We start from the raw sequence: 19,410 nt of genomic DNA on the forward strand, positions 1-19,410 counted from the left end.
GTAGCGGCATTTTTTACCCCTATTCCTGGTTCTTTTCGAGATGGACAAACTCCTGATCCGCGGTGGACGCAGCCTGCAGGGCGAGGTGCTGGTCTCCGGCGCCAAGAACGCCACGCTGCCCGAGCTGTGTGCGGCGCTGCTCACCGCCGAGCCGGTGACCCTGCTGAACGTGCCGCAATTGCAGGACGTGGCGACCATGCTCACGTTGATCCGCAACATGGGCGTCACGGCCAGCCGCTCGGATGACGGCACCGTGCTCATCGACGCCAGTGCGCTGAGCACGCCCGAGGCACCGTACGAGCTCGTCAAGACCATGCGGGCGTCGGTGCTGGCCCTGGGCCCGCTGCTGGCGCGTTTTGGCGAGGCGACGGTCTCGCTGCCCGGCGGCTGCGCCATCGGCTCGCGGCCGGTGGACCAGCACATCAAGGGCCTCACGGCCATGGGCGCCGAGATCGTGGTCGAGCACGGCTACATGATCGCCAAGCTGCCCGCCGGCTGGACGCGCCTGAAGGGCGCGCGCATCACCACCGACATGGTCACCGTGACCGGCACCGAGAACTTCCTCATGGCCGCGGCGTTGGCCGAGGGTGAAACGGTACTCGAGAACGCCGCTCAGGAGCCCGAGATCATCGACCTGGCCGAGATGTTGATCGCCATGGGCGCGCAGATCGAAGGCCACGGCACCAGCCGCATCCGCATCCAGGGCGTCGACAAGCTGCGCGGCTGCACCCACCGCGTGGTGGCCGACCGCATCGAGGCCGGCACCTTCCTGTGCGCGGTGGCTGCCACGGGCGGTGACGTCACGCTGCGCCACGGCCGCGCCGACCACCTAGACGCTGTCATCGAAAAGCTGCGCGAAGCCGGCGCCGAGGTGCAGGCAGTGGACGGCGGCATCCGCGTGAAGAGCGCAGGCGGCGCCACGCTCAAGGCCCAGGGGTTCCGCACCACCGAATACCCGGGTTTCCCGACCGACATGCAGGCCCAGTTCATGGCGCTCAATTGCATCGCGCAGGGCACGGCCACCGTGACCGAGACCATCTTCGAAAACCGCTTCATGCACGTCGACGAACTGGTGCGCCTGGGCGCCAAGATCCAGACCGACGGCAAGGTCGCCATCATCGAGGGCCTGAGCACCACATCCAGCCGCCTGTCGGGCGCCACCGTGATGGCCACCGACCTGCGTGCGTCGGCCAGCCTGGTCATCGCCGGCCTGGTGGCCGACGGCGAAACCATGGTGGACCGCATCTACCACCTGGACCGTGGCTACGACTGCATGGAAGCGAAACTGCGCGGCATCGGCGCCCAAATTGAACGGATCACAGCATGAGCAGCAGCATGATTACCCTGGCCCTTTCGAAAGGCCGCATCTTCGACGAAACCTTGCCGCTGTTGGCCGCTGCCGGCATCGAGGTGCTGGAAGACCCCGAAAAATCCCGCAAGCTCATCCTGACCACCAACCAGCCCGACGTGCGCGTGGTGCTGGTGCGCGCCACCGACGTGCCCACCTACGTGGAATACGGCGGTGCCGACATCGGCGTGACCGGCAAGGACACCCTGATCGAGCACGGCGGCCAGGGCCTGTACCAGCCGCTTGATTTGCGCATCGCCAAGTGCCGCGTGAGCGTGGCCGTGCGCAGCGACTTCGACTACGAGCGCGCCGTCAAGCAGGGCTCGCGCCTGAAGGTGGCCACCAAGTACACCAGCATCGCCCGCGACTTCTTTGCGAGCAAGGGCGTGCACGTGGACATGGTCAAGCTGTACGGCAGCATGGAACTCGCCCCGCTGATCGGCTTGGCCGACGCCATCGTCGATCTGGTGTCCACCGGCAACACGCTCAAGGCCAACCACTTGGTGGAGGTCGAACGCATCATGGACATCAGCTCCTACCTGGTCGTGAACCAGGCCGCGCTCAAGCTCAAGCAGGCGCCACTGCGCCGCATCATCGATGCGTTTGCGGGTGCCATTCCCAAAGACTGACCATTGCCCCCGCCCAGCGCCGTGACGAGCGTCCCGCAGCAGCCCGCCGATTTCGCCGACATTGCGCGCCTGATCGCCGCCAGCCGGCAGCAGGCCGTGCAGACGGTCAACATCCTGCTGGGGGGCGATGGGGTGGTGGCGCAACTGGCGGGCTATCTGGCGCAGACGCAGCCAGGACTGCGTGGGTTCACCTACCGCAACCTGTTCAGAATGCGGCATTTCTACGAGGCCGATCCCGCCCGCGAAATTGTGTCAGCGCTGCTGACACAATGGCCCTGGACGCATCACCTCGTCATCCTGGGCCAGAGCCACGCCCCGAAAAACGTGAGTACTACCTGCGTCTGCGTGCGGTGCAGGGCAAGGGACGCTGGAGCGGCGATTCAAAACCGCTCCGTTCGAGCGCACCGTGCTGCCCCGCAAAAGTCGCACCGCTGGCGGGACAAATCCACCCTGACAGCCGGATGAGGCCACCGACTGAAGAATGACTATGAAATCAATAGCTGCCCCCGCTTACCTGTCCACGGCTGAAGCCGATTTTGAGCAAAAATTTCAGCAGCGCCTGCACTGGTCTGCCGACACCGACGCCGCCATCGAGCAGCGTGTGGCCGACATCCTGGCCGATGTGCAAAAGCGGGGCGACGACGCCGTGCTGGAGTACACCGCCCGTTTCGACGGCCTCGCGGCCCCCGACGTGGCGGCACTGGAGCTGACCCAGGCGGACTTCAAAGCCGCTTTCGACGCCATTCCGCAGGCCCAGCGCGACGCGCTGCAGGCCGCCGCCAAGCGCGTGCGCAGCTACCACGAGGCGCAGAAAAAAGCCTCGGGCGAAAGCTGGAGCTATCGTGACGAGGACGGCACCCTGCTGGGCCAGAAGGTCACGCCGCTGGACCGCGTGGGCATCTACGTGCCCGGTGGCAAGGCGGCGTACCCGTCCAGCCTGCTGATGAACGCCATCCCGGCCCACGTGGCCGGCGTGCAGGAAATCATCATGGTCGTGCCCACGCCCGTGCGCGGCAGCGTGGCCACGGGTGGCTCGGGCGCGCAGCTTGCCTCCGACAAGGGCGAGCGCAACGACCTGGTGCTGGCGGCTGCCTACGTGGCGGGCGTCACGCGCGCCTTCACCATTGGCGGTGCGCAGGCCGTGGCCGCGCTGGCCTACGGCACGGCCACGATTCCGAAGGTCGACAAGATCACCGGCCCGGGCAACGCCTATGTGGCCAGCGCCAAGAAGCGCGTGTTCGGCACGGTGGGCATCGACATGATCGCGGGCCCGAGCGAAATCCTGGTGCTGGCCGACGGCAGCACGCCGCCCGACTGGGTCGCGATGGACCTCTTCAGCCAGGCCGAACACGACGAGCTGGCCCAGAGCATCCTGCTGTGCCCCGACGCGGCCTACATCGCCGCCGTGCAGCGCGAGATCGACCGCCTGCTGCCCACCATGCCGCGCGCCGAAATCATCGCCAAGAGCCTCAACGGCCGGGGCGCGCTGATCCTCACCAAGGACATGGAAGAAGCTTGCGCGATCAGCAACCGCATCGCACCCGAGCATCTGGAAGTGAGCTCTACCGACCCGCACCGCTGGGAGCCGCTGCTGCGCCACGCGGGCGCGATCTTCCTGGGGGCCTACACGAGTGAGTCCCTGGGCGACTACTGCGCGGGCCCCAACCACGTGCTGCCCACCAGCGGCACGGCCCGCTTTTCGTCGCCCTTGGGCGTGTACGACTTCCAAAAGCGCAGCAGCATCATCGAGGTGAGTGAAGCCGGTGCCCAGGTGCTTGGAAAAATCGCCGCCGAGCTGGCCTACGGCGAGGGCCTGCAGGCCCACGCACAGGCGGCCGAGATGCGCCTGAAGACCCCCCTCAAGCCGCGCTGACGGCGCCGACCGGGCCCAGAGGCAGGGCCCCGCCCGCCCCACCCGCCGCGCTGCCGGTGTGCGGCACCACGGCCAGGGCCAGGGGTGCTGCCGAGGGCACAGGCGGATACGCAGCGTCTTGCACCGCTCGGTGCTTCGCCCAGTTCAGCCGCGCGGGCCGGCTGCCTTCGGCGCTCACCCGCAGCCGCACCGGGCCAGCGAACGACAGGCGCTGCCCGGCCTCCAGAAAATAGTCTTCCAGCAGGCCGTCGCAGGTCACCCAGACGCGGCCTTGCTCGACCTCGAGCAGGGCGATGTCGCCCGCGCGGAAGTCCAGCACCTGGACGGCCTGCAGCGGCGGCAGCGGCTGACGCTTCCATTGCAGGGTGAGGGGCACCGCAAGCTGGGCGGGCAGCGTGGGCAACGGCGGGGTGGGGGTGTGGTGCAGCGTGTTCATGCCTCCACTGTGCGGCCAGGCCGCGCGCGGCGCCACGGACAGGCTCGCACGACCTGATCCAGTACAGATGGTCTGTACTGGCCATCTGTACTGTACGGGGTGCACTTGCTCTGTACTGGCTGTTTTTGCGGCTGCCAGTACAGAATGCAGCCATGGCCTCCACCGACGACGCACCCCCGCTCTACCTCCAGATCGCCGAGCAGCTCGCGCAGCTGATCCGCAATGGCACGCTGGCGCGCGGCGAAAAGCTGCCGTCCGTGCGCGAGCTGGCCCGCCAGCACGGCGTGGCGCAGACCACGGTGGTGCAGGCCTACCACTGGCTGGAGGATGCGCGGCTGGTCACCGCGCGCCCGCGCTCGGGCTTCTTCGTGGCAGCGCGGCCGGTGAGCCTGCCCGAGCCCAGCACGCCGCGCCCCATGCGCCGCCCGCGCGAGGTGTCTGTGGACTGGCTGGGCCAGCGCATCCTGGGGCGCAACCAGCCCGAGGACATGATCTCCTTTAGCAGCGGCACCCCGGGCTTCGAGCTGTTCAACCCCGACCGCGTGCGCCGCGCCGTGGTGCGCGCCGCGCAGCGCCACCGCAACCTGCTGTGCACCTACCCCACGTCGGCCGGGCACGAAGATGCGCGCCGCGCCCTGGCCCGCTACGCCGTCGGCATGGGCTGCAGCCTGGACCCCGAGAACATCGTGGTCACCGGCGGCTGCATGGACTCCATCGCGCTGTGCCTGCGGGCCGTGACCCAGCCGGGCGACGTGGTGGCGCTGGAGTCGCCGACGCATTTTTCGTTTCTGGAGGTGCTCCAGGGCCTGCACCTGCGCGCGCTGGAGATCCCCACGCACCCGCGCCACGGTTTGTCGCTCGATGCGCTGCAGCTGGCGCTGGACACCCAGCCGGTCAAGGCCGTGATGATCGTCCCCACGCTCAGCAACCCGCTGGGCAGCTGCATGCCGCAGGCCGAGCGCAAGCGACTGGCGCAGATGGCGGCGCGGCACGACATGGCAGTCATCGAGGACGCGATCTACAACGACCTGGTGGAGGTCGACGAGATGCGCCGCACCGTCAAGTCGTACGACACCACGGGCCACGTGATGCTGTGCGATTCGTTTTCGAAGACGCTGGCGCCGGGCCTGCGCCTGGGGTGGCTGGAGGCCGGGCGCTGGAGCGACAAGGTGCGTGGCATCAAGGACCTGCAGGCGGGCGGCCAGTCGGCCGTGCTGGAGCTGGCGCTGGCCGACCTCATCACCCAGGCCGGCCACGCCGCCGCCATGCGCCAGCTGCGCGCGGGCGTGGCGGCGCGCATGGACGAGGCGCGGCGGGTGATCGCATCGCACTTCCCGCAGGGCACCCGGGTGAGCGACCCGCCCGGCGGCCTGCTGATGTGGCTGGAGCTGCCGCGCGCGCTCGATTCGGTGCAGCTGCACGAGGCCTGCCTGGACCAGAAGATCCTGATCGCGCCCGGGACGGTGTTCAGCACCAGCGGACGGTTTCGCAACTGCCTGCGCATCGGTGTGGGGGGCGACTGGTCGCCCGCCCACCTGCAGGCGCTGCGCACCGTGGGCGACATGGCCACGCAGATGCTGCAAAGCCAGCGGCAGGCTGCGTAGTTCAAAGGCACAAGGCAAATTGAATACACGAACTTCGTGGTGCACGAACTTCGTGTAATATCAACCGCATGAAAAACGTCACCGTGACCATGGACGACACCGTTGCCGAATGGGTGCGCGTGGAAGCCGCCAAGCGCGGCAGCAGCGTGTCGCGCTTGCTCGGTGAATGGCTGGCCGAAAAGATGCGCCAGGAGGACGCCTACGCCCAGGCAATGCGCGAGGCGCTGGGCTTTGAATCCTGGGGCGCGTCCACCGGGCCGTACGTGCCCCGCGAGACCTTGTTTCTGCGCTGAATGGTGGACACCCTATGAGCACCGTCCCCATCTTTGTCGACACTGAAATTTTGCTGGCCAGCGTGGACGACCGCGATGCCGAGCGCCAGGCGCGTGCCCGCGAGTGGATGAACTTTTGCTGGCAGACGCGCAGTGGCCGCATCAGCTCGCAGGTGCTCAACGAGCTGTACAACCAGGCAATCCAGCGCTTTGACGGCCCGCAGGTGCTGCAGCAGGTGCGCGCCCAGGTGCGCCGCCTGCGCGTGTGGCTGCCGCCGCACCTCGACTCCTACACCGTGGACGGCGCCTGGGACTTGCAGGACCGCTACCGCCTCGGCTACTGGGATGCGCTCATCCTCTCATCCGCCCACCAGCAGGGCTGCCGCTATTTGCTGACCGAGGCGCTGCCACACGACCAGCCGCTGGACGCCGTGCGCCCCATCAACCCGTTTCTCACCACCCCCAACGAACTGGACACCGCCGAATGACCAACGCCGCTCCATCTTCACCGCTCCAGGCCCTGGCCCGCATTCGCGCCGACGTGCGCGCCATGCACGCGTACGGCGTGCAGCCGTCCACCGGCATGCTCAAGATGGACGCGATGGAGAACCCGTTTCGCCTGCCCGCGCACCTGCAGGCCGCGCTGGGCCAGCGCCTGGGCGCGCTGGCGCTCAACCGCTACCCCGGCGACCGCCTGCTGGACCTGAAGGCGGCGCTGGCCCAATACGCCGGCCTGCCCGAGGGCTACGGCATCGTGCTGGGCAACGGGTCGGATGAGCTCATCACCTTGCTGGCCCTGGCCTGCGCGCAACCCGGCACGGGCCAGCGCGCCACCATGCTCGCGCCCATGCCGGGCTTTGTGATGTATCCGCTGTCGGCGCAGTTGCAGGGCCTGGAATTTGTCGGCGTGCCGCTCACGCCCGACTTCGAGCTGGATGAACCCGCCATGCTGGCCGCCATCGCGCAGCACAACCCCGCCATCACCTACATCGCCTACCCCAACAACCCCACGGCCACGCTGTGGGACGAAGGCGCAGTGCAGCGCATCATCGACGCCGCGGGCGCGCAGGGCGGCATCGTGGTCATGGACGAGGCCTACCAGCCGTTTGCCAGCCGCACCTTCATCGACCGCATGCGGGCCGAGCCTGCGCGCAACGCCCACGTGCTGCTGATGCGCACGCTCAGCAAGTTCGGCCTGGCGGGCGTGCGCCTGGGCTACCTCATCGGCCCCGCTGCCTTTGTGAGCGAGATCGACAAGGTGCGCCCGCCCTACAACGTGAGCGTGCTCAACTGCGAGGCCGCGCTGTTCGCGCTGGAACACGCCGAGGTGTTCGCCGAGCAGGCCGCCGAGATCCGCGCCGAGCGCACCAAGGTCCTGGCGGCCCTGCGGCAGATGCCCGGCATCGAAAAATGCTGGGACAGCGAGGCCAACATGATCCTCATCCGCGTGGCGGATTCCGCCCGGGCCTATGACGGCATGAAAAACCGCAAGGTCCTGGTCAAGAACGTTTCTACAATGCACCCACTGCTGGCCAACTGCCTGCGCCTGACGGTCGGCAATGCCGACGACAACGCCCAGATGCTGGCCGCCCTGCAAGCCTCCCTATGACTTCCTCCGCACTCGTAACCTCCAATCCGTCCGGCGCCACGCCCGACCCGATGGCCGACCGCATCGCCGAAGTCAGCCGCAACACCGCCGAGACGCGCATCCGCGTGCGCATCAACCTCGACGGCACGGGCCAGGCCAAGCTGCACACCGGCATCGGCTTCTTCGACCACATGCTCGACCAGATCGCCCGCCACGGGCTGATCGACCTCGACATCGACTGCGAAGGCGACCTGCACATCGACGGCCACCACACGGTCGAAGACGTGGGCATCACGCTGGGCCAGGCCTTTGCGCGTGCCGTGGGCGACAAGAAGGGCATCCGCCGCTACGGCCACGCCTACGTGCCGCTCGACGAAGCGCTGTCGCGCGTGGTGGTCGATTTCTCGGGCCGCCCGGGGCTGCACATCGACGTGAAGTTCACGGCCGGCAGCATCGGCCAGCTCGATACGCAGCTGGTGTACGAGTTCTTCCAGGGCTTCGTGAACCACGCGGGCGTCACGCTGCACATCGACAACCTCAAGGGCTTCAACGCCCACCACCAGTGCGAAACCATCTTCAAGGCGTTCGGGCGCACGCTGCGCGCGGCGCTGGAGCGCGACCCGCGCTCGGTAGGCGTCATCCCGTCCACCAAGGGTTCTTTGTGAGTTTTTTGAATCAAATCAAGCGCTAGCGCTTGATGGATAAGCGCTAGCAGCTATGAATATGGAAGCAAAAACCGTCGCCGTCGTGGACTACGGCATGGGCAACCTGCGCTCGGTGTCGCAGGCCGTGCAGGCCGCTGCCGAGGGCACCGGCTGGACCGTGGTCGTCACCCAGCGCCCCGACGACGTGCGCGCCGCACAGCGCATCGTGCTGCCAGGGCAGGGCGCCATGCCCGACTGCATGCGTGAGCTGCGCGAATCGGGCCTGCAGGAATCGGTGCTCGAAGCCGCTGCCAGCAAGCCCATGTTCGGCGTGTGCGTGGGCATGCAGATGCTGCTGGACCACAGCGCCGAGGGGCCCAATGGCGGTACCCCGGGCCTGGGCCTGATCCACGGCCAGGTGAGCAAGTTCGACCTGATCGGCCGCACCCAGCCCGACGGCAGCCGCTACAAGGTGCCGCAGATGGGCTGGAACCAGGTGCACCAGATGCCGGACGCAGGTCGTGCGGGCGCGGTGCACCCGGTCTGGGCGGGCGTGCCCGACGGCAGCTACTACTATTTCGTGCACAGCTTCTACGCGCAGCCGCAGGATGCGGCGCATTGCGCGGGGCAGACCGACTACGGCGGTTTGTTCGCAGCGGCCATTGCGCGCGATAATATTTTCGCGACGCAATTCCACCCAGAGAAAAGCGCGGAGCACGGCCTGGCCCTGTACCGCAACTTCCTGCACTGGAATCCGTGATCCTTCCGCGCACTCCTTGCTTCTTTCACCAGCCCGTTCGGTCCGAGCCCTGACTCGTCCTTTTTCGCGAACCCTTCCACCACCACCATGCTGCTCATTCCCGCCATCGATCTGAAAGACGGTCATTGCGTTCGCCTCAAGCAAGGCGATATGGACCAATCCACCACCTTCGGCGAAGACCCGGCGGCCATGGCACGCAAGTGGCTGGAGGCGGGCGCGCGGCGCCTGCACCTGGTGGACCTGAACGGTGCCTTTGCGGGCGTGCCCAAGAACTTCGCCGCCATCAAGTCCATCCTCAAAGAGGTGGGCGAAGAGATTCCGGTGCAGCTCGGCGGCGGCATCCGCGACCTGGACACCATCGAAAAGTACATCGACGGCGGCCTGCGCTACGTGATCATCGGCACGGCGGCGGTCAAGAACCCCGGCTTCCTGAAGGACGCGTGCAGCGCCTTCGGCGGCCACATCATCGTGGGCCTCGACGCCAAGGACGGCAAGGTCGCCACCGACGGCTGGAGCAAGCTCACGGGGCACGAGGTGGTGGACCTGGCCAAGAAGTTCGAGGACTGGGGCGTCGAGTCCATCATCTACACCGACATCGGCCGCGACGGCATGCTGTCGGGCATCAACATCGATGCCACGGTCAAGCTCGCGCAGTCGCTGTCCATCCCGGTGATCGCATCGGGCGGCCTGTCGAACATGGCCGACATCGAGCAGCTGTGTGCCGTGGAGAGCGAGGGCGTCGAGGGTGTGATCTGCGGCCGTGCGATCTACAGCGGCGACCTCGACTTTGCGGCCGCACAGGCCCGTGCCGACGAATTGAATGGGTGACCCCCCTGAGCGGCTGCGCCGCTTCCCCCCAGGGGGACGACGCCAGTGGCCTGGCGAAGCCAGTTCCACGGCGTCTGCTGGCCTCGGCAGCGCCCCATCCACGAATCGCTGACTGACTGACCGACATGCTCGCCAAACGCATCATCCCCTGCCTCGACGTCACTGGAGGCCGCGTGGTCAAGGGTGTCAATTTTCTGGAGCTGCGCGATGCGGGCGACCCCGTCGAGATCGCCGCACGCTACAACGCGCAGGGCGCCGACGAGCTCACCTTCCTGGACATCACCGCCACCAGCGACGGGCGTGACCTGATCCTGCCCATCATCGAAGCCGTGGCCAGCCAGGTGTTCATTCCGCTCACGGTGGGTGGCGGCGTGCGCACGGTCGAGGACGTGCGCCGACTGCTGAACGCGGGCGCTGACAAGACCAGCTTCAACTCGGCCGCGATTGCCAACCCCGACGTGATCGATGCCGTGTCCGCCAAGTACGGCGCGCAGTGCATCGTGGTCGCCATCGACGCCAAGCGCCGCTCGGCCGAGGACGCGCAGCGCATCGGCGCCCACGGCCAGCCTGTGGGCGAAGGCTGGGACGTCTACAGCCACGGCGGCCGCAAGAATACGGGCCTGGACGTCGTGGCCTGGGCCACCGAGATGGCGCGCCGCGGCGCAGGCGAAATCCTGCTGACCAGCATGGACCGCGATGGCACCAAGGCGGGCTTCGACCTGACGCTGACCCGCGCGGTGAGCGACGCCGTGACCGTGCCCGTGATCGCCTCGGGCGGTGTGGGCAACCTCGACCACCTGGCCGACGGCGTGCAGCAGGGCGGGGCGGACGCAGTGCTGGCGGCCAGCATTTTTCACTACGGCGAATACACCGTGGGCCAAGCCAAGGCCCGCATGGCCGAGCGCGGCATTCCCGTGCGGCTCTAGGGTCATTGCTATTAAAAATATAGCTGCTGCCGCTTGTTCAGCCTGCGACAGGCCCTGAAAAGGCGTCAAACTTTGGGCGGGATGGCCCCGTCCCGGAATGCAAATCGCCGACAATCCCTTTCATGAACTGGCTCAACGAAGTGAAATGGGATGCGCAGGGCCTGGTGCCCGTCATTGCGCAAGAGCAGGGCACGGGCGACGTGCTGATGTTTGCGTGGATGAACCGCGAGGCGCTGGAGAAAACCGCTGAACTTGGCCGCGCCGTGTACTACAGCCGCTCGCGCAGCAAGCTGTGGTTCAAGGGCGAAGAGTCCGGCCACGTGCAGACGGTGCACGAGATCCGGCTCGATTGCGACAACGACGTGGTGCTGCTCAAGGTCACCCAGCTCGGTCACGAGCCGGGCATCGCCTGCCACACGGGCCGCCACAGCTGTTTTTTCAGCGTGCTCAAGGACGGCGCCTGGACGCCTGTCGATCCGGTCTTGAAAGACCCCGAATCCATCTACAAATAAAGAGAACCATGAGTTCCAACGATTCCCTCGCCCGCCTTGCGCAAGTGATCGAAAGCCGCAAGCCGGCCAACGGTGGCGACCCCGACAAGAGCTACGTCACGCGCCTGCTGCACAAGGGCCCCGACAGCTTCTTGAAGAAGATCGGCGAAGAGGCCACCGAGGTGGTGATGGCGGCGAAAGACGTAGACCATGGCGCCGACAAGTCCAAGCTGGTGTACGAGGTGGCGGACCTGTGGTTCCACTCCATGGTGGCGCTGGCCCATTACGGCCTCACGCCAGCCGACGTGCTGACCGAGCTGGAGCGCCGCGAAGGCACCAGCGGCATCGAGGAAAAAGCCTTGCGCAAGGCCACTGCGCGTGCAGCCGACGAAGAAGGATCTCCATGAGCGACATCATCGACGTGACCTCCCACGAGCAACGGGCCCAGGGGCTCAAGAACATCGGCTGGGTCAGCTATGTGCTGCACCTGATCGTGGCCGTGGGCGCCGTGGTGCCCGGGGCGCAGGCCAGTGCCTTGCTGCTGGTCATTGCGCTGGTGATCGACCTGGTCAAACGCAGCGACGCCGAAGGCACGTGGCAGGCCAACCACTTCTCGTGGCGCATCCGCTCGACGATCTGGGCAGGTGTTCTGTACGTGGTGACCTTCCCGTTCTTCCTGCTGGGATTGTTTTTGTTCAATCCCGCCTGGGTTTTGATCTCCATTTGGTTCCTGTACCGCATCGTGCGCGGCATGCTGGCCATGAGCAAGAACCAGGCTGTGGATGCCTGAAGAAGAACCCGCAGCGCCGCCCGCGCAGCCGCAGCCCCTGCCGCGCCTGAACCTGGCCCTGCAGGGTGGGGGCTCGCATGGCGCACTGACCTGGGGCGTGCTGGACGCACTGCTCGAAGACGGGCAGTGGCACTTCGACGGCGTGAGCGGCACCAGTGCCGGCGCTATGAACGCCGTGGCCCTGGCGCATGGCTTTGCCAAGGCGGCCCACGAACACAAGCACCCGCACGAAGCCCACTTGGCCGGCTGCCGGGAGGCGCGCAATACGCTCACCCGGCTGTGGGAAGGCGTGGGCACGCTGGGCAGCCTGATGTGGGGCTCGCCGCTGTCGGCGGCCAACCCCATGATGGGGCTGATGCGCCAGTGGCTGTCGCCCTACCAGACCAACCCGCTCGACATCAACCCGCTGCGCCGCCTGCTCGAGCGCGAGGTGGACTTCGACCTGCTGTGCACCTCGCGGCGCGCCGTCACCGCCGCGGGCGGGCCCAAGGTGTTCGTCTGCGCCACCAATGTGCGCACAGGGCGCGGTGAAATCTTCTCGGGCCCCAAGCTCAGCGCCGATGCGGTGATGGCGTCGGCCTGCCTGCCGCTGCTGTTCAAGGCGGTGGAGATCGACGGCCAGCACTACTGGGACGGCGGCTACTCCGGCAACCCCGCGCTGCACCCGCTGATCTACCAGACCGAGACCTCCGACATCCTGCTGGTGCAGATCAATCCCATCGAGCACCTCGAGCTGCCCCACTCGGGCCAGGAGATCATGGAGCGCATGAACGAGGTCACCTTCAACGCCAGCCTGCTGGCCGAGATGCGCGCCATCGAGTTCGTGCGCCGCCTGCTGGCCGAAGGCAAGCTGGACCCGCGCCGCTACAAGAACGTGCGCATGCACCGCATCGACGGCGGCTCGGTGCTGGCGCCCTTCGGCGCCGACAGCAAGACGCGCGCGGACCTGGCCTTCGTGCGCAAGCTCTTTGCCCTGGGGCGCACGGCGGGGCAGGAATGGCTGCACGCGCACCGCAAGGATGTGGGCGTGCGGCCGACCATCAAGATCGCTGAGAATGCTTGAAGCCCCCCCTGTGTCGCCTTCGGCGCCTTCCCCCTCAGGGGGACGCCACCCGTGGCCTGGCGGAGCCAGTTCCACGGTGGCGCTGGCATCGGCCGCGCCGGTTTCAACGGTGGTGAGCAGTGCTCAGCGAGTTGTTCACAGCTAATTTTGTTCTGACATTTTTCTCATGCACGATCCGAACTGCCTTTTCTGCAAGATCATCGCGGGCCAGATTCCTTCGAAGAAGGTCTACGAGGACGAAGAAATCTTCGCCTTTCACGACATCCACCCGTGGGCGCCGGTGCACTTTTTGATGGTGCCCAAGCGGCATATCCCTTCGATGGCGCAGGTCACCGCCGACGATGCGGGCGTGCTCGGGCGCATGATGACGCTGGCGCCGCGGCTGGCTGCGGAGCAGGGCTGCAACCCGTACCCCGAGGGTGGCTTTCGCGTCGTGGTAAACACCGGGGTGGAAGGCGGGCAGGAGATCCACCACCTGCATATTCACGTGATGGGCGGCCCCCGCCCGTGGCTTAAAGGCTGAACCAGGCTGACGGGTGGTGCAGGGAGATTCCCGCGGTCCGTCATGGGCTGTGAACTCTTGTCGCGCCCCCCGTCTAAAATGATTGCAATTCGTTAGGAGATATTCCATGGGCTCTTTTTCCATCTGGCACTGGCTGATCGTGCTGCTGATCGTCGTCATGGTGTTCGGCACCAAGAAGCTCAAGAACATGGGCTCCGACCTCGGGGGCGCCGTCAAGGGCTTCAAGGACGGCATGAAGGACGGCTCGGCCGACGCGGCTGCCACCCCGCCCGCAGGCCATGTGGCCAACAACCAGGCCGCCGACAAGACCACCATCGATGTCGAAGCCAAGCAAAAAAGCTGAGCTGGCTGCACGGGTGACCCTGCTCCCTGCATGCTGTGCGCTGACTGACACCCATGATTGATATTGGCCTGTCCAAGATGGCGCTGATCGGCGCCGTGGCGCTGATCGTCATCGGCCCCGAAAAGCTCCCCCGCGTGGCCCGCACGGTGGGCACCTTGCTCGGCAAGGCCCAGCGCTACGTGTCCGACGTGAAGGCCGAGGTCAACCGGTCCATGGAGCTCGATGAGCTCAAGAAGATGAAGGACACGGTGGAGAACGCGGCGCGTGACGTTCACCAGTCCATTCAGACCAACGCCAGCGAGTTCGAAAAAGACTGGGCCAGCAGCGTCACCGACTCCAGCAACGCCGACCTGCACGAGCCCCTGGCGGCTGTGGTGCCTGCGTACAAGCACCCTGGCAAGAACTGGCGCCTGAAGCGCGGTGCCGTGCCGCAGTGGTACAAGGCCAAGAGCGGCGTGCGCACCAAGGCGCAGTCCGGCGCGGCCCGCGTGGCGCGCTACCGTCCCCAGAAATTCCACTGATTGATCCGAAAGCGCCAGCAAGCAGCCGGCGTCGCCGTGCGCTGGTTGGGCGGCCCCTACGCCCTGAAAACCCACTATGTCCGAAACCCCTTCCAAAGAAGACGAGCTGGCCGGTACCGAGCAGCCCTTCGTGCAGCACCTGATGGAGCTGCGCGACCGGCTGGTCAAGGCGCTCATTGCCATCGCCATCGCGGCGGCAATCCTGTTCTTCTTTCCCGGCCCTGGCGCGCTGTACGACTTTTTGGCGGCGCCGCTGGTGGCCCACCTGCCCAAGGGCGCCACGCTGATCGCCACATCCGTGATCTCGCCATTCATGGTGCCGCTCAAGATTTTGCTGATGTCGGCGTTTTTGCTGGCGTTGCCCTTCGTGCTGTGGCAGGTGTGGGCCTTCGTGGCGCCGGGCCTGTACTCGCACGAGAAAAAGCTGGTGCTGCCGCTCGTGATCTCCAGCACGCTGCTGTTCTTCATCGGCGTGGCGTTCTGCTACTACCTGGTGTTCGGGCAGGTCTTCGCGTTCATCCAGAGCTTTGCACCCAAGAGCATCACGGCCGCGCCTGATATCGAGGCGTACCTGAGCTTCGTGCTATCCATGTTCCTGGCGTTCGGCCTGTCGTTCGAGGTGCCGATTGCCGTGGTGGTGCTGGCCCGCATGGGCATCGTCAGCGTGCAGAAGCTGCGCGAGTTCCGCGGCTACTTCATCGTGATGGCTTTCGTGATCGCTGCGGTCGTCACGCCGCCGGACGTGGTCTCGCAGCTGTCGCTCGCCATCCCCATGTGCCTGCTGTACGAAGTGGGCATCTGGGCCGCGCAGATCTTCATCAAGCACACCAAGGCGCCGGAAGAGGCGGGGGAATCCCCTTCGGCTTCGTGATCCGCAGTCCGTAGCGGCTGGTTGGCAGCGACAGCAACGACGTTGCAGGTACTGCACGCCGCCAGAAGTTGCCCAAAAAAATAGCTGCCACCGCCTGATATACGGGCGCTGGCAGCTATTTTTTTGATAGCACGCTGGACGTGGGCAATGGCAATGGCAATGGCATTGCGGTTGGGGTACTTCGCAAAACCGGCGCGCGACCCCAACCGCATGATCTGGATCTGACCCGTCCAGACCGCCCGCAGTACCCGCCTTGTCTTGGCGGACCGCTCGACGGACGGCTCGGCAGGTCAGCCGCTGAACGGCTTGGCGGCGGCTCAGCGGCCAGCGTTTATTGGCGCCTCTTCGGCTTGGGCCGCACGCCGGGCGTGATGTTCAGCTCCACCATCTTGTCGGCGCGCTGCACGTTGAACGGTGCCGCAGTCCCTGGCTTGAGGCCTGCCACGGCGGTCAGCAGTTCCGACACATTGCCCACGTTCTTGCCTTCTACCTTCACGATCACGTCACCCGGGCGCATGCCGGCCTGGGCGGCGGGGCCGTCCTGCAGCACGCCGGTGATGATCACGCCTTCGGTGGCCTTCACGCCGAAGGTCTCGGCCAGTTCGGGCGACAGCTCGTTGGGCTCCACGCCGATCCAGCCGCGGGTGACTTGGCCGTCCTTCACGATGCCGTCGAGCACCAGCCGCGCCGTGGACACGGGGATCGCAAAGCCGATGCCCATGCTGCCGCCCGAGCGCGAGTAGATGGCAGTGTTGATGCCCATGAGGTTGCCGTTCACGTCCACCAGCGCGCCGCCCGAGTTGCCGGGGTTGATGGCGGCATCGGTCTGGATGAAGTTCTCGAAGGTATTGATCCCGAGTTGCGTGCGGCCCAGCGCGCTCACGATGCCGCTGGTCACGGTCTGGCCCACGCCGAACGGGTTGCCGATGGCCAGCACCTGGTCGCCCACGGCCAGGCCGTCGGAATTGCCCAGCACGATGACCGGCAGCTTGTCGAGCTCGATCTTGAGGATGGCCAGGTCGGTGTCGGGGTCGGTGCCGATCACGCTCGCCCGCGCACGGCGGCTGTCGGTGAGCGTGACCTCGATCTCGTCGGCACCTTCGACCACATGGTTGTTGGTCAGGATGTAGCCGTCGGGGCTCACGATCACGCCGCTGCCCAGCCCGGCCTGGGCTTGTGCGCCCTGGTCGCCAAAGAAGAACTGGAACCACGGGTCGTTGCTGCGCGGATGGCGCACCGCCTTGCTGGTGTTGATGCTGACCACGGCGGGCGCTGCCTTGCGCGCTGCGGCACTGAAACTGCCAGCCACTGGCTGCGACGAGGGCGCAGACGGGGCTTCCAGCAGTGCGATGCCTGCGCCGGAGCGCGTGGCGCCGCGGTGGAGCCAGTCGGGTTGCAGCGTGGCAACAACGAAGTAGGCGGCAACAAACACGGTCACGGCCTGGGAAAAGAGCAGCCAGATGCGCTTCATGGGGTCCTGTCGAATGGTCTGAAATCGAAGAAGCCGGGCGGGATCCGGTGTGCGGGACCGCTGCGCTTCCTCCTGGCCACATTGTCCCCCAAGGCTGAAACTATGGGCGCCGGCCGCGCGCGACAATAGGCGCATGAGCATTTCCCGCACCGCGCTTTTGCAGGCCTTCGACAGCCTGCTGCAACCCGAACGCTTCAAGGACTACGGGCCCAACGGCCTGCAGGTCGAGGGCAAGCCCGAGGTGCGCCGCATCGTGAGCGGCGTGACTGCCAGCCGCGCGCTGATCGACGCGGCCATCGACGCGCAGGCCGACGCGATCTTCGTGCACCACGGCCTGTTCTGGCGCGGTCAGGACGGCCGCGTCACCGGCTGGATGAAGCAGCGCCTGCAGCGGCTGCTGGCGCACGACATCAACCTGTTCGCCTACCACCTGCCGCTCGATGCACACCCCGAGCTGGGCAACAACGCGCAACTGGGCCGCGTGCTGGGCTGGACGGCCGACGCCCGCTTTGGCGAGCAGGACCTGGGCTTTGTGGCGACCGCGGCCTTCCCCGATGGCCAGGCGCTGGCAGACCATGTGGCGGGCGCCCTGGGCCGTGCCGTGACCCTGGTGCAGCCCGAGCCCGATGGTGCACCGCAGCCCATCCGCCGTGTGGCCTGGTGCACAGGCGGCGCCCAGGGATACTTCGAATCGGCCATCGCAGCCGGTGCGGATGCGTTCATCACCGGCGAGATTTCGGAGCCGCAGGCCCACCTGGCGCGTGAAATGGGCGTGTGCTTCATCGCGGCCGGGCACCATGCCACCGAGCGCTACGGCGCGCCGGCCGTGGCCGGGCATGTGGCGAAGCAACTGGGGTTGGAGCACACGTTCATCGAGATTGACAATCCGGCATGAAGCGCATGACGCGCATCAAGTGCATGAAGTGCATGAAGTGCATGAAGTGCATGAAGTGCATGACGTGTACATCCGTGTCCCCAGCACTGGCATCGACCCCTCCACCCCATGATCAGGAGCGCTGGCATGCTGAGCCTGCGCGCGCTCCACCCCATGATCAGGAGCGCTGGCATGCTGAGCCTGCGCGCCCGGGTAGCAGGGTGGTCTACTATTAAATTCATAGCTGCTTGCGCTTGTCCATAGAGCGGCAGGCAGTGATTTCATTCAAAACGCGGACTTCCATGAAGACACTGGCCATCACCCAAGGCGACCCCGCAGGCATCGGCCCCGAGATCGTGGCCAAGGCCTTTCGCGATGCGCCCGGCGACCTCAAGGGCTGCTTCGTGGTGGGCGACACCGCCACGCTGCGCCGCGCTGCCCAGGCCATTGCGCGCCGTGGCGTGCCATCGGTGCCCGTGGCGCAGATCGGCGCGCCCGCAGAGGCGGTCGACATGCCGCCCCGCTGCATTCCGGTCCTGCAACTGGCCGGCATTCCGGGCCCGCAACCCTGGGGGCAGATCGGCGCCGCTTCAGGGCGCGCGGCAGCGGACTGTGTGGTCTGGGCCACACGCGCGGCGCTGCGGGGCGAGGTGGCGGGGCTGGTGACGGCGCCGCTGCACAAGGAGGCCTTGTCGGCCGCAGGCGTTACCTTCCCGGGCCACACCGAATTGCTGCAGGCCGAGGCGGCCCACCACCAGGGCGTTGCGCTGTCGGCCATGCCCGTGCGCATGATGCTGGCCAGCGACGAGCTGCGCACCGTGCTGGTCAGCATCCACGTCTCGCTGCGCGAGGCCCTGGCAGCCGTCACGCACGAGAACATTCTGCAGACGCTGCAGATCACGCACGCCGCGCTGACCCGCAGCCTGGGCCGCGCCCCGCGCATGGCGGTGGCGGGGCTCAATCCCCATGCAGGGGAGGGCGGCCTGTTCGGCCGTGAAGAGATCGAGGTCATCGCCCCGGCCATCGCAGAAGCCCGCGCCCAGGGCCTGGATGCCCACGGCCCGTTCGCACCCGACACCGTCTTCATGCGCGCCCGCCACACGCCCGCGCGGCCCGGCGAGTTCGACGTGGTCATCGCGATGTACCACGACCAGGGCCTGATCCCCGTGAAGTACCTGGGCGTGGACAAGGGCGTGAACGTGACCCTGGGCCTGCCCCTGGTGCGCACCAGCCCCGACCATGGCACGGCGTTCGACATCGCAGGGCAGGGCGTCGCCGACGCCGCCAGCCTCATCGAGGCCGTGCGCATGGCGCGAGCGCTGTGTGGGTGAATTGCCTGCTGCCGCTTGATGGTAAATCGCTAGCAGCTATCGTTAAGATAGCAAGCGGAAGAGGCGCCCTGAAGCCGGCACGCCATCTATGAAACTGGCACACCCCACGCCAGTGCACCCGTGGAACCGGCTTGTATGGTGGAGGTGTTGGGGTGGAGGGCCTGAATACCGGCTATCGGCTTTGACCGACTGGCGAAGATAGCCCCCACCCCGCCCCTGAGCGT

The 19,410-nt window shown here is 66.8% G+C and carries 24 protein-coding genes; 22 read left to right on the forward strand and 2 right to left on the reverse strand.

Annotated features, from left to right (window positions below; all coding sequences use genetic code 11):
- Positions 1-40: 40 nt before the first annotated feature.
- Genes murA through hisD form a run of 4 tightly spaced genes read left to right on the forward strand, consistent with a single transcriptional unit; the run spans position 41 to position 3,850 of the window.
- Positions 41-1,327 (forward strand): UDP-N-acetylglucosamine 1-carboxyvinyltransferase, encoded by a 1,287-nt coding sequence (murA, locus tag ASF16_RS24285; RefSeq protein WP_056173478.1) that lies wholly within the window; start codon positions 41-43, stop codon positions 1,325-1,327.
- An 8-nt stretch (positions 1,328-1,335) separates the two neighbouring features.
- A complete protein-coding gene (gene hisG, locus ASF16_RS24290; RefSeq protein ID WP_056173594.1) occupies positions 1,336-1,977 on the forward strand; it encodes an ATP phosphoribosyltransferase in 642 nt (213 codons plus the stop codon).
- A 21-nt stretch (positions 1,978-1,998) separates the two neighbouring features.
- Entirely contained in the window at positions 1,999-2,442 is a 444-nt protein-coding gene (locus tag ASF16_RS24295; RefSeq protein WP_056173481.1) for a DUF1016 N-terminal domain-containing protein, read from the forward strand.
- Positions 2,443-2,464: 22 nt separating this feature from the next.
- Positions 2,465-3,850 carry a histidinol dehydrogenase gene (hisD, locus tag ASF16_RS24300; protein WP_056173485.1) on the forward strand — a complete coding sequence of 462 codons (1,386 nt, stop codon included), beginning with the start codon at positions 2,465-2,467 and terminating at the stop codon, positions 3,848-3,850.
- Here the strand turns inward: hisD and ASF16_RS24305 are convergent.
- The gene (locus tag ASF16_RS24305) at positions 3,837-4,286 is read right to left on the reverse strand and encodes a DUF2917 domain-containing protein (RefSeq protein ID WP_056173488.1); all 450 of its coding nucleotides are present in this window, start codon (positions 4,284-4,286) and stop codon (positions 3,837-3,839) included. The two genes, hisD and ASF16_RS24305, sit on opposite strands and share 14 nt — an antisense overlap.
- Before the next feature lie 152 nt (positions 4,287-4,438).
- Here ASF16_RS24305 and ASF16_RS24310 point away from each other — a divergent pair, with 152 nt between their 5' ends.
- The 16 genes from ASF16_RS24310 (at position 4,439) to tatC (ending at position 15,510) form a co-directional block, all read left to right on the forward strand.
- On the forward strand, positions 4,439-5,890 hold the full coding sequence (locus tag ASF16_RS24310) for a PLP-dependent aminotransferase family protein (protein WP_056173491.1): 1,452 nt from the start codon (positions 4,439-4,441) through the stop codon (positions 5,888-5,890).
- 68 nt (positions 5,891-5,958) lie between these two features.
- Positions 5,959-6,183 (forward strand): hypothetical protein, encoded by a 225-nt coding sequence (locus ASF16_RS24315; protein WP_010462084.1) that lies wholly within the window; start codon positions 5,959-5,961, stop codon positions 6,181-6,183.
- Between the two features lie 14 nt (positions 6,184-6,197).
- The gene (locus ASF16_RS24320) at positions 6,198-6,650 is read left to right on the forward strand and encodes a PIN domain-containing protein (RefSeq protein WP_056173494.1); all 453 of its coding nucleotides are present in this window, start codon (positions 6,198-6,200) and stop codon (positions 6,648-6,650) included.
- Positions 6,647-7,771, forward strand: a complete 1,125-nt coding sequence (gene hisC, locus ASF16_RS24325; RefSeq protein ID WP_056173497.1) for a histidinol-phosphate transaminase — start codon at positions 6,647-6,649, stop codon at positions 7,769-7,771. The genes ASF16_RS24320 and hisC overlap by 4 nt, the downstream gene beginning before the upstream one ends.
- Positions 7,768-8,415, forward strand: a complete 648-nt coding sequence (hisB, locus tag ASF16_RS24330; protein ID WP_056173502.1) for an imidazoleglycerol-phosphate dehydratase HisB — start codon at positions 7,768-7,770, stop codon at positions 8,413-8,415. Before hisC ends, hisB begins: the two co-directional genes overlap by 4 nt.
- Before the next feature lie 52 nt (positions 8,416-8,467).
- Positions 8,468-9,154 carry an imidazole glycerol phosphate synthase subunit HisH gene (gene hisH / locus ASF16_RS24335; RefSeq protein WP_056173504.1) on the forward strand — a complete coding sequence of 229 codons (687 nt, stop codon included), beginning with the start codon at positions 8,468-8,470 and terminating at the stop codon, positions 9,152-9,154.
- Positions 9,155-9,241: 87 nt separating this feature from the next.
- Positions 9,242-9,982 (forward strand): 1-(5-phosphoribosyl)-5-[(5-phosphoribosylamino)methylideneamino]imidazole-4-carboxamide isomerase, encoded by a 741-nt coding sequence (gene hisA, locus ASF16_RS24340; RefSeq protein ID WP_056173506.1) that lies wholly within the window; start codon positions 9,242-9,244, stop codon positions 9,980-9,982.
- A gap of 125 nt (positions 9,983-10,107) precedes the next feature.
- A complete protein-coding gene (gene hisF, locus ASF16_RS24345) occupies positions 10,108-10,908 on the forward strand; it encodes an imidazole glycerol phosphate synthase subunit HisF (protein ID WP_056173510.1) in 801 nt (266 codons plus the stop codon).
- A 113-nt stretch (positions 10,909-11,021) separates the two neighbouring features.
- Positions 11,022-11,420 carry a phosphoribosyl-AMP cyclohydrolase gene (gene hisI / locus ASF16_RS24350; protein ID WP_200926973.1) on the forward strand — a complete coding sequence of 133 codons (399 nt, stop codon included), beginning with the start codon at positions 11,022-11,024 and terminating at the stop codon, positions 11,418-11,420.
- Between the two features lie 8 nt (positions 11,421-11,428).
- Positions 11,429-11,806: a phosphoribosyl-ATP diphosphatase gene (locus tag ASF16_RS24355; RefSeq protein WP_056173516.1), complete on the forward strand. Its 378-nt coding sequence runs from the start codon at positions 11,429-11,431 to the stop codon at positions 11,804-11,806.
- Positions 11,803-12,189 carry a hypothetical protein gene (locus ASF16_RS24360; protein WP_056173519.1) on the forward strand — a complete coding sequence of 129 codons (387 nt, stop codon included), beginning with the start codon at positions 11,803-11,805 and terminating at the stop codon, positions 12,187-12,189. The genes ASF16_RS24355 and ASF16_RS24360 overlap by 4 nt, the downstream gene beginning before the upstream one ends.
- On the forward strand, positions 12,182-13,252 hold the full coding sequence (locus tag ASF16_RS24365; protein ID WP_056173523.1) for a patatin-like phospholipase family protein: 1,071 nt from the start codon (positions 12,182-12,184) through the stop codon (positions 13,250-13,252). Before ASF16_RS24360 ends, ASF16_RS24365 begins: the two co-directional genes overlap by 8 nt.
- A 166-nt stretch (positions 13,253-13,418) precedes the next feature.
- Entirely contained in the window at positions 13,419-13,775 is a 357-nt protein-coding gene (locus ASF16_RS24370; RefSeq protein ID WP_056173527.1) for a histidine triad nucleotide-binding protein, read from the forward strand.
- Between the two features lie 106 nt (positions 13,776-13,881).
- Positions 13,882-14,118 carry a Sec-independent protein translocase subunit TatA gene (gene tatA / locus ASF16_RS24375; RefSeq protein ID WP_056173530.1) on the forward strand — a complete coding sequence of 79 codons (237 nt, stop codon included), beginning with the start codon at positions 13,882-13,884 and terminating at the stop codon, positions 14,116-14,118.
- A gap of 53 nt (positions 14,119-14,171) precedes the next feature.
- The gene (gene tatB / locus ASF16_RS24380; protein WP_056173533.1) at positions 14,172-14,639 is read left to right on the forward strand and encodes a Sec-independent protein translocase protein TatB; all 468 of its coding nucleotides are present in this window, start codon (positions 14,172-14,174) and stop codon (positions 14,637-14,639) included.
- Between the two features lie 76 nt (positions 14,640-14,715).
- Positions 14,716-15,510 carry a twin-arginine translocase subunit TatC gene (gene tatC / locus ASF16_RS24385; protein ID WP_056173535.1) on the forward strand — a complete coding sequence of 265 codons (795 nt, stop codon included), beginning with the start codon at positions 14,716-14,718 and terminating at the stop codon, positions 15,508-15,510.
- 331 nt (positions 15,511-15,841) lie between these two features.
- On the opposite strand, the gene ASF16_RS24390 is transcribed toward tatC, so the two are convergent.
- On the reverse strand, positions 15,842-16,981 hold the full coding sequence (locus tag ASF16_RS24390; protein WP_056173538.1) for a S1C family serine protease: 1,140 nt from the start codon (positions 16,979-16,981) through the stop codon (positions 15,842-15,844).
- Between the two features lie 133 nt (positions 16,982-17,114).
- Between ASF16_RS24390 and ASF16_RS24395 the strand changes: the two genes are divergently transcribed.
- Both ASF16_RS24395 and pdxA read left to right on the forward strand, forming a co-directional pair.
- Positions 17,115-17,876, forward strand: coding sequence for a Nif3-like dinuclear metal center hexameric protein (locus tag ASF16_RS24395; protein WP_056173540.1), 762 nt, complete (start codon positions 17,115-17,117; stop codon positions 17,874-17,876).
- A 281-nt stretch (positions 17,877-18,157) separates the two neighbouring features.
- Positions 18,158-19,186, forward strand: coding sequence for a 4-hydroxythreonine-4-phosphate dehydrogenase PdxA (pdxA, locus tag ASF16_RS24400; protein WP_056173543.1), 1,029 nt, complete (start codon positions 18,158-18,160; stop codon positions 19,184-19,186).
- Positions 19,187-19,410: the final 224 nt, after the last annotated feature.

The sequence above is a fragment of the Acidovorax sp. Leaf78 genome (assembly GCF_001422735.1).
In the GTDB taxonomy this organism is placed as follows: domain Bacteria; phylum Pseudomonadota; class Gammaproteobacteria; order Burkholderiales; family Burkholderiaceae_C; genus Acidovorax.

What these genes read in the sequence shown, in the direction of transcription:
- murA (WP_056173478.1), top strand. Translation starts at nt 41, where the DNA reads ATGGACAAACTCCTGATCCGCGGTGGACGCAGCCTGCAGGGCGAGGTG.
- hisG (WP_056173594.1), top strand. Translation starts at nt 1,336, where the DNA reads ATGATTACCCTGGCCCTTTCGAAAGGCCGCATCTTCGACGAAACCTTG.
- hisD (WP_056173485.1), top strand. Translation starts at nt 2,465, where the DNA reads ATGAAATCAATAGCTGCCCCCGCTTACCTGTCCACGGCTGAAGCCGAT.
- ASF16_RS24305 (WP_056173488.1), bottom strand. Translation starts at nt 4,286, where the DNA reads ATGAACACGCTGCACCACACCCCCACCCCGCCGTTGCCCACGCTGCCC.
- ASF16_RS24310 (WP_056173491.1), top strand. Translation starts at nt 4,439, where the DNA reads ATGGCCTCCACCGACGACGCACCCCCGCTCTACCTCCAGATCGCCGAG.
- ASF16_RS24315 (WP_010462084.1), top strand. Translation starts at nt 5,959, where the DNA reads ATGAAAAACGTCACCGTGACCATGGACGACACCGTTGCCGAATGGGTG.
- ASF16_RS24320 (WP_056173494.1), top strand. Translation starts at nt 6,198, where the DNA reads ATGAGCACCGTCCCCATCTTTGTCGACACTGAAATTTTGCTGGCCAGC.
- hisC (WP_056173497.1), top strand. Translation starts at nt 6,647, where the DNA reads ATGACCAACGCCGCTCCATCTTCACCGCTCCAGGCCCTGGCCCGCATT.
- hisB (WP_056173502.1), top strand. Translation starts at nt 7,768, where the DNA reads ATGACTTCCTCCGCACTCGTAACCTCCAATCCGTCCGGCGCCACGCCC.
- hisH (WP_056173504.1), top strand. Translation starts at nt 8,468, where the DNA reads ATGAATATGGAAGCAAAAACCGTCGCCGTCGTGGACTACGGCATGGGC.
- hisA (WP_056173506.1), top strand. Translation starts at nt 9,242, where the DNA reads ATGCTGCTCATTCCCGCCATCGATCTGAAAGACGGTCATTGCGTTCGC.
- hisF (WP_056173510.1), top strand. Translation starts at nt 10,108, where the DNA reads ATGCTCGCCAAACGCATCATCCCCTGCCTCGACGTCACTGGAGGCCGC.
- ASF16_RS24355 (WP_056173516.1), top strand. Translation starts at nt 11,429, where the DNA reads ATGAGTTCCAACGATTCCCTCGCCCGCCTTGCGCAAGTGATCGAAAGC.
- ASF16_RS24360 (WP_056173519.1), top strand. Translation starts at nt 11,803, where the DNA reads ATGAGCGACATCATCGACGTGACCTCCCACGAGCAACGGGCCCAGGGG.
- ASF16_RS24365 (WP_056173523.1), top strand. Translation starts at nt 12,182, where the DNA reads ATGCCTGAAGAAGAACCCGCAGCGCCGCCCGCGCAGCCGCAGCCCCTG.
- ASF16_RS24370 (WP_056173527.1), top strand. Translation starts at nt 13,419, where the DNA reads ATGCACGATCCGAACTGCCTTTTCTGCAAGATCATCGCGGGCCAGATT.
- tatA (WP_056173530.1), top strand. Translation starts at nt 13,882, where the DNA reads ATGGGCTCTTTTTCCATCTGGCACTGGCTGATCGTGCTGCTGATCGTC.
- tatB (WP_056173533.1), top strand. Translation starts at nt 14,172, where the DNA reads ATGATTGATATTGGCCTGTCCAAGATGGCGCTGATCGGCGCCGTGGCG.
- tatC (WP_056173535.1), top strand. Translation starts at nt 14,716, where the DNA reads ATGTCCGAAACCCCTTCCAAAGAAGACGAGCTGGCCGGTACCGAGCAG.
- ASF16_RS24390 (WP_056173538.1), bottom strand. Translation starts at nt 16,981, where the DNA reads ATGAAGCGCATCTGGCTGCTCTTTTCCCAGGCCGTGACCGTGTTTGTT.
- ASF16_RS24395 (WP_056173540.1), top strand. Translation starts at nt 17,115, where the DNA reads ATGAGCATTTCCCGCACCGCGCTTTTGCAGGCCTTCGACAGCCTGCTG.
- pdxA (WP_056173543.1), top strand. Translation starts at nt 18,158, where the DNA reads ATGAAGACACTGGCCATCACCCAAGGCGACCCCGCAGGCATCGGCCCC.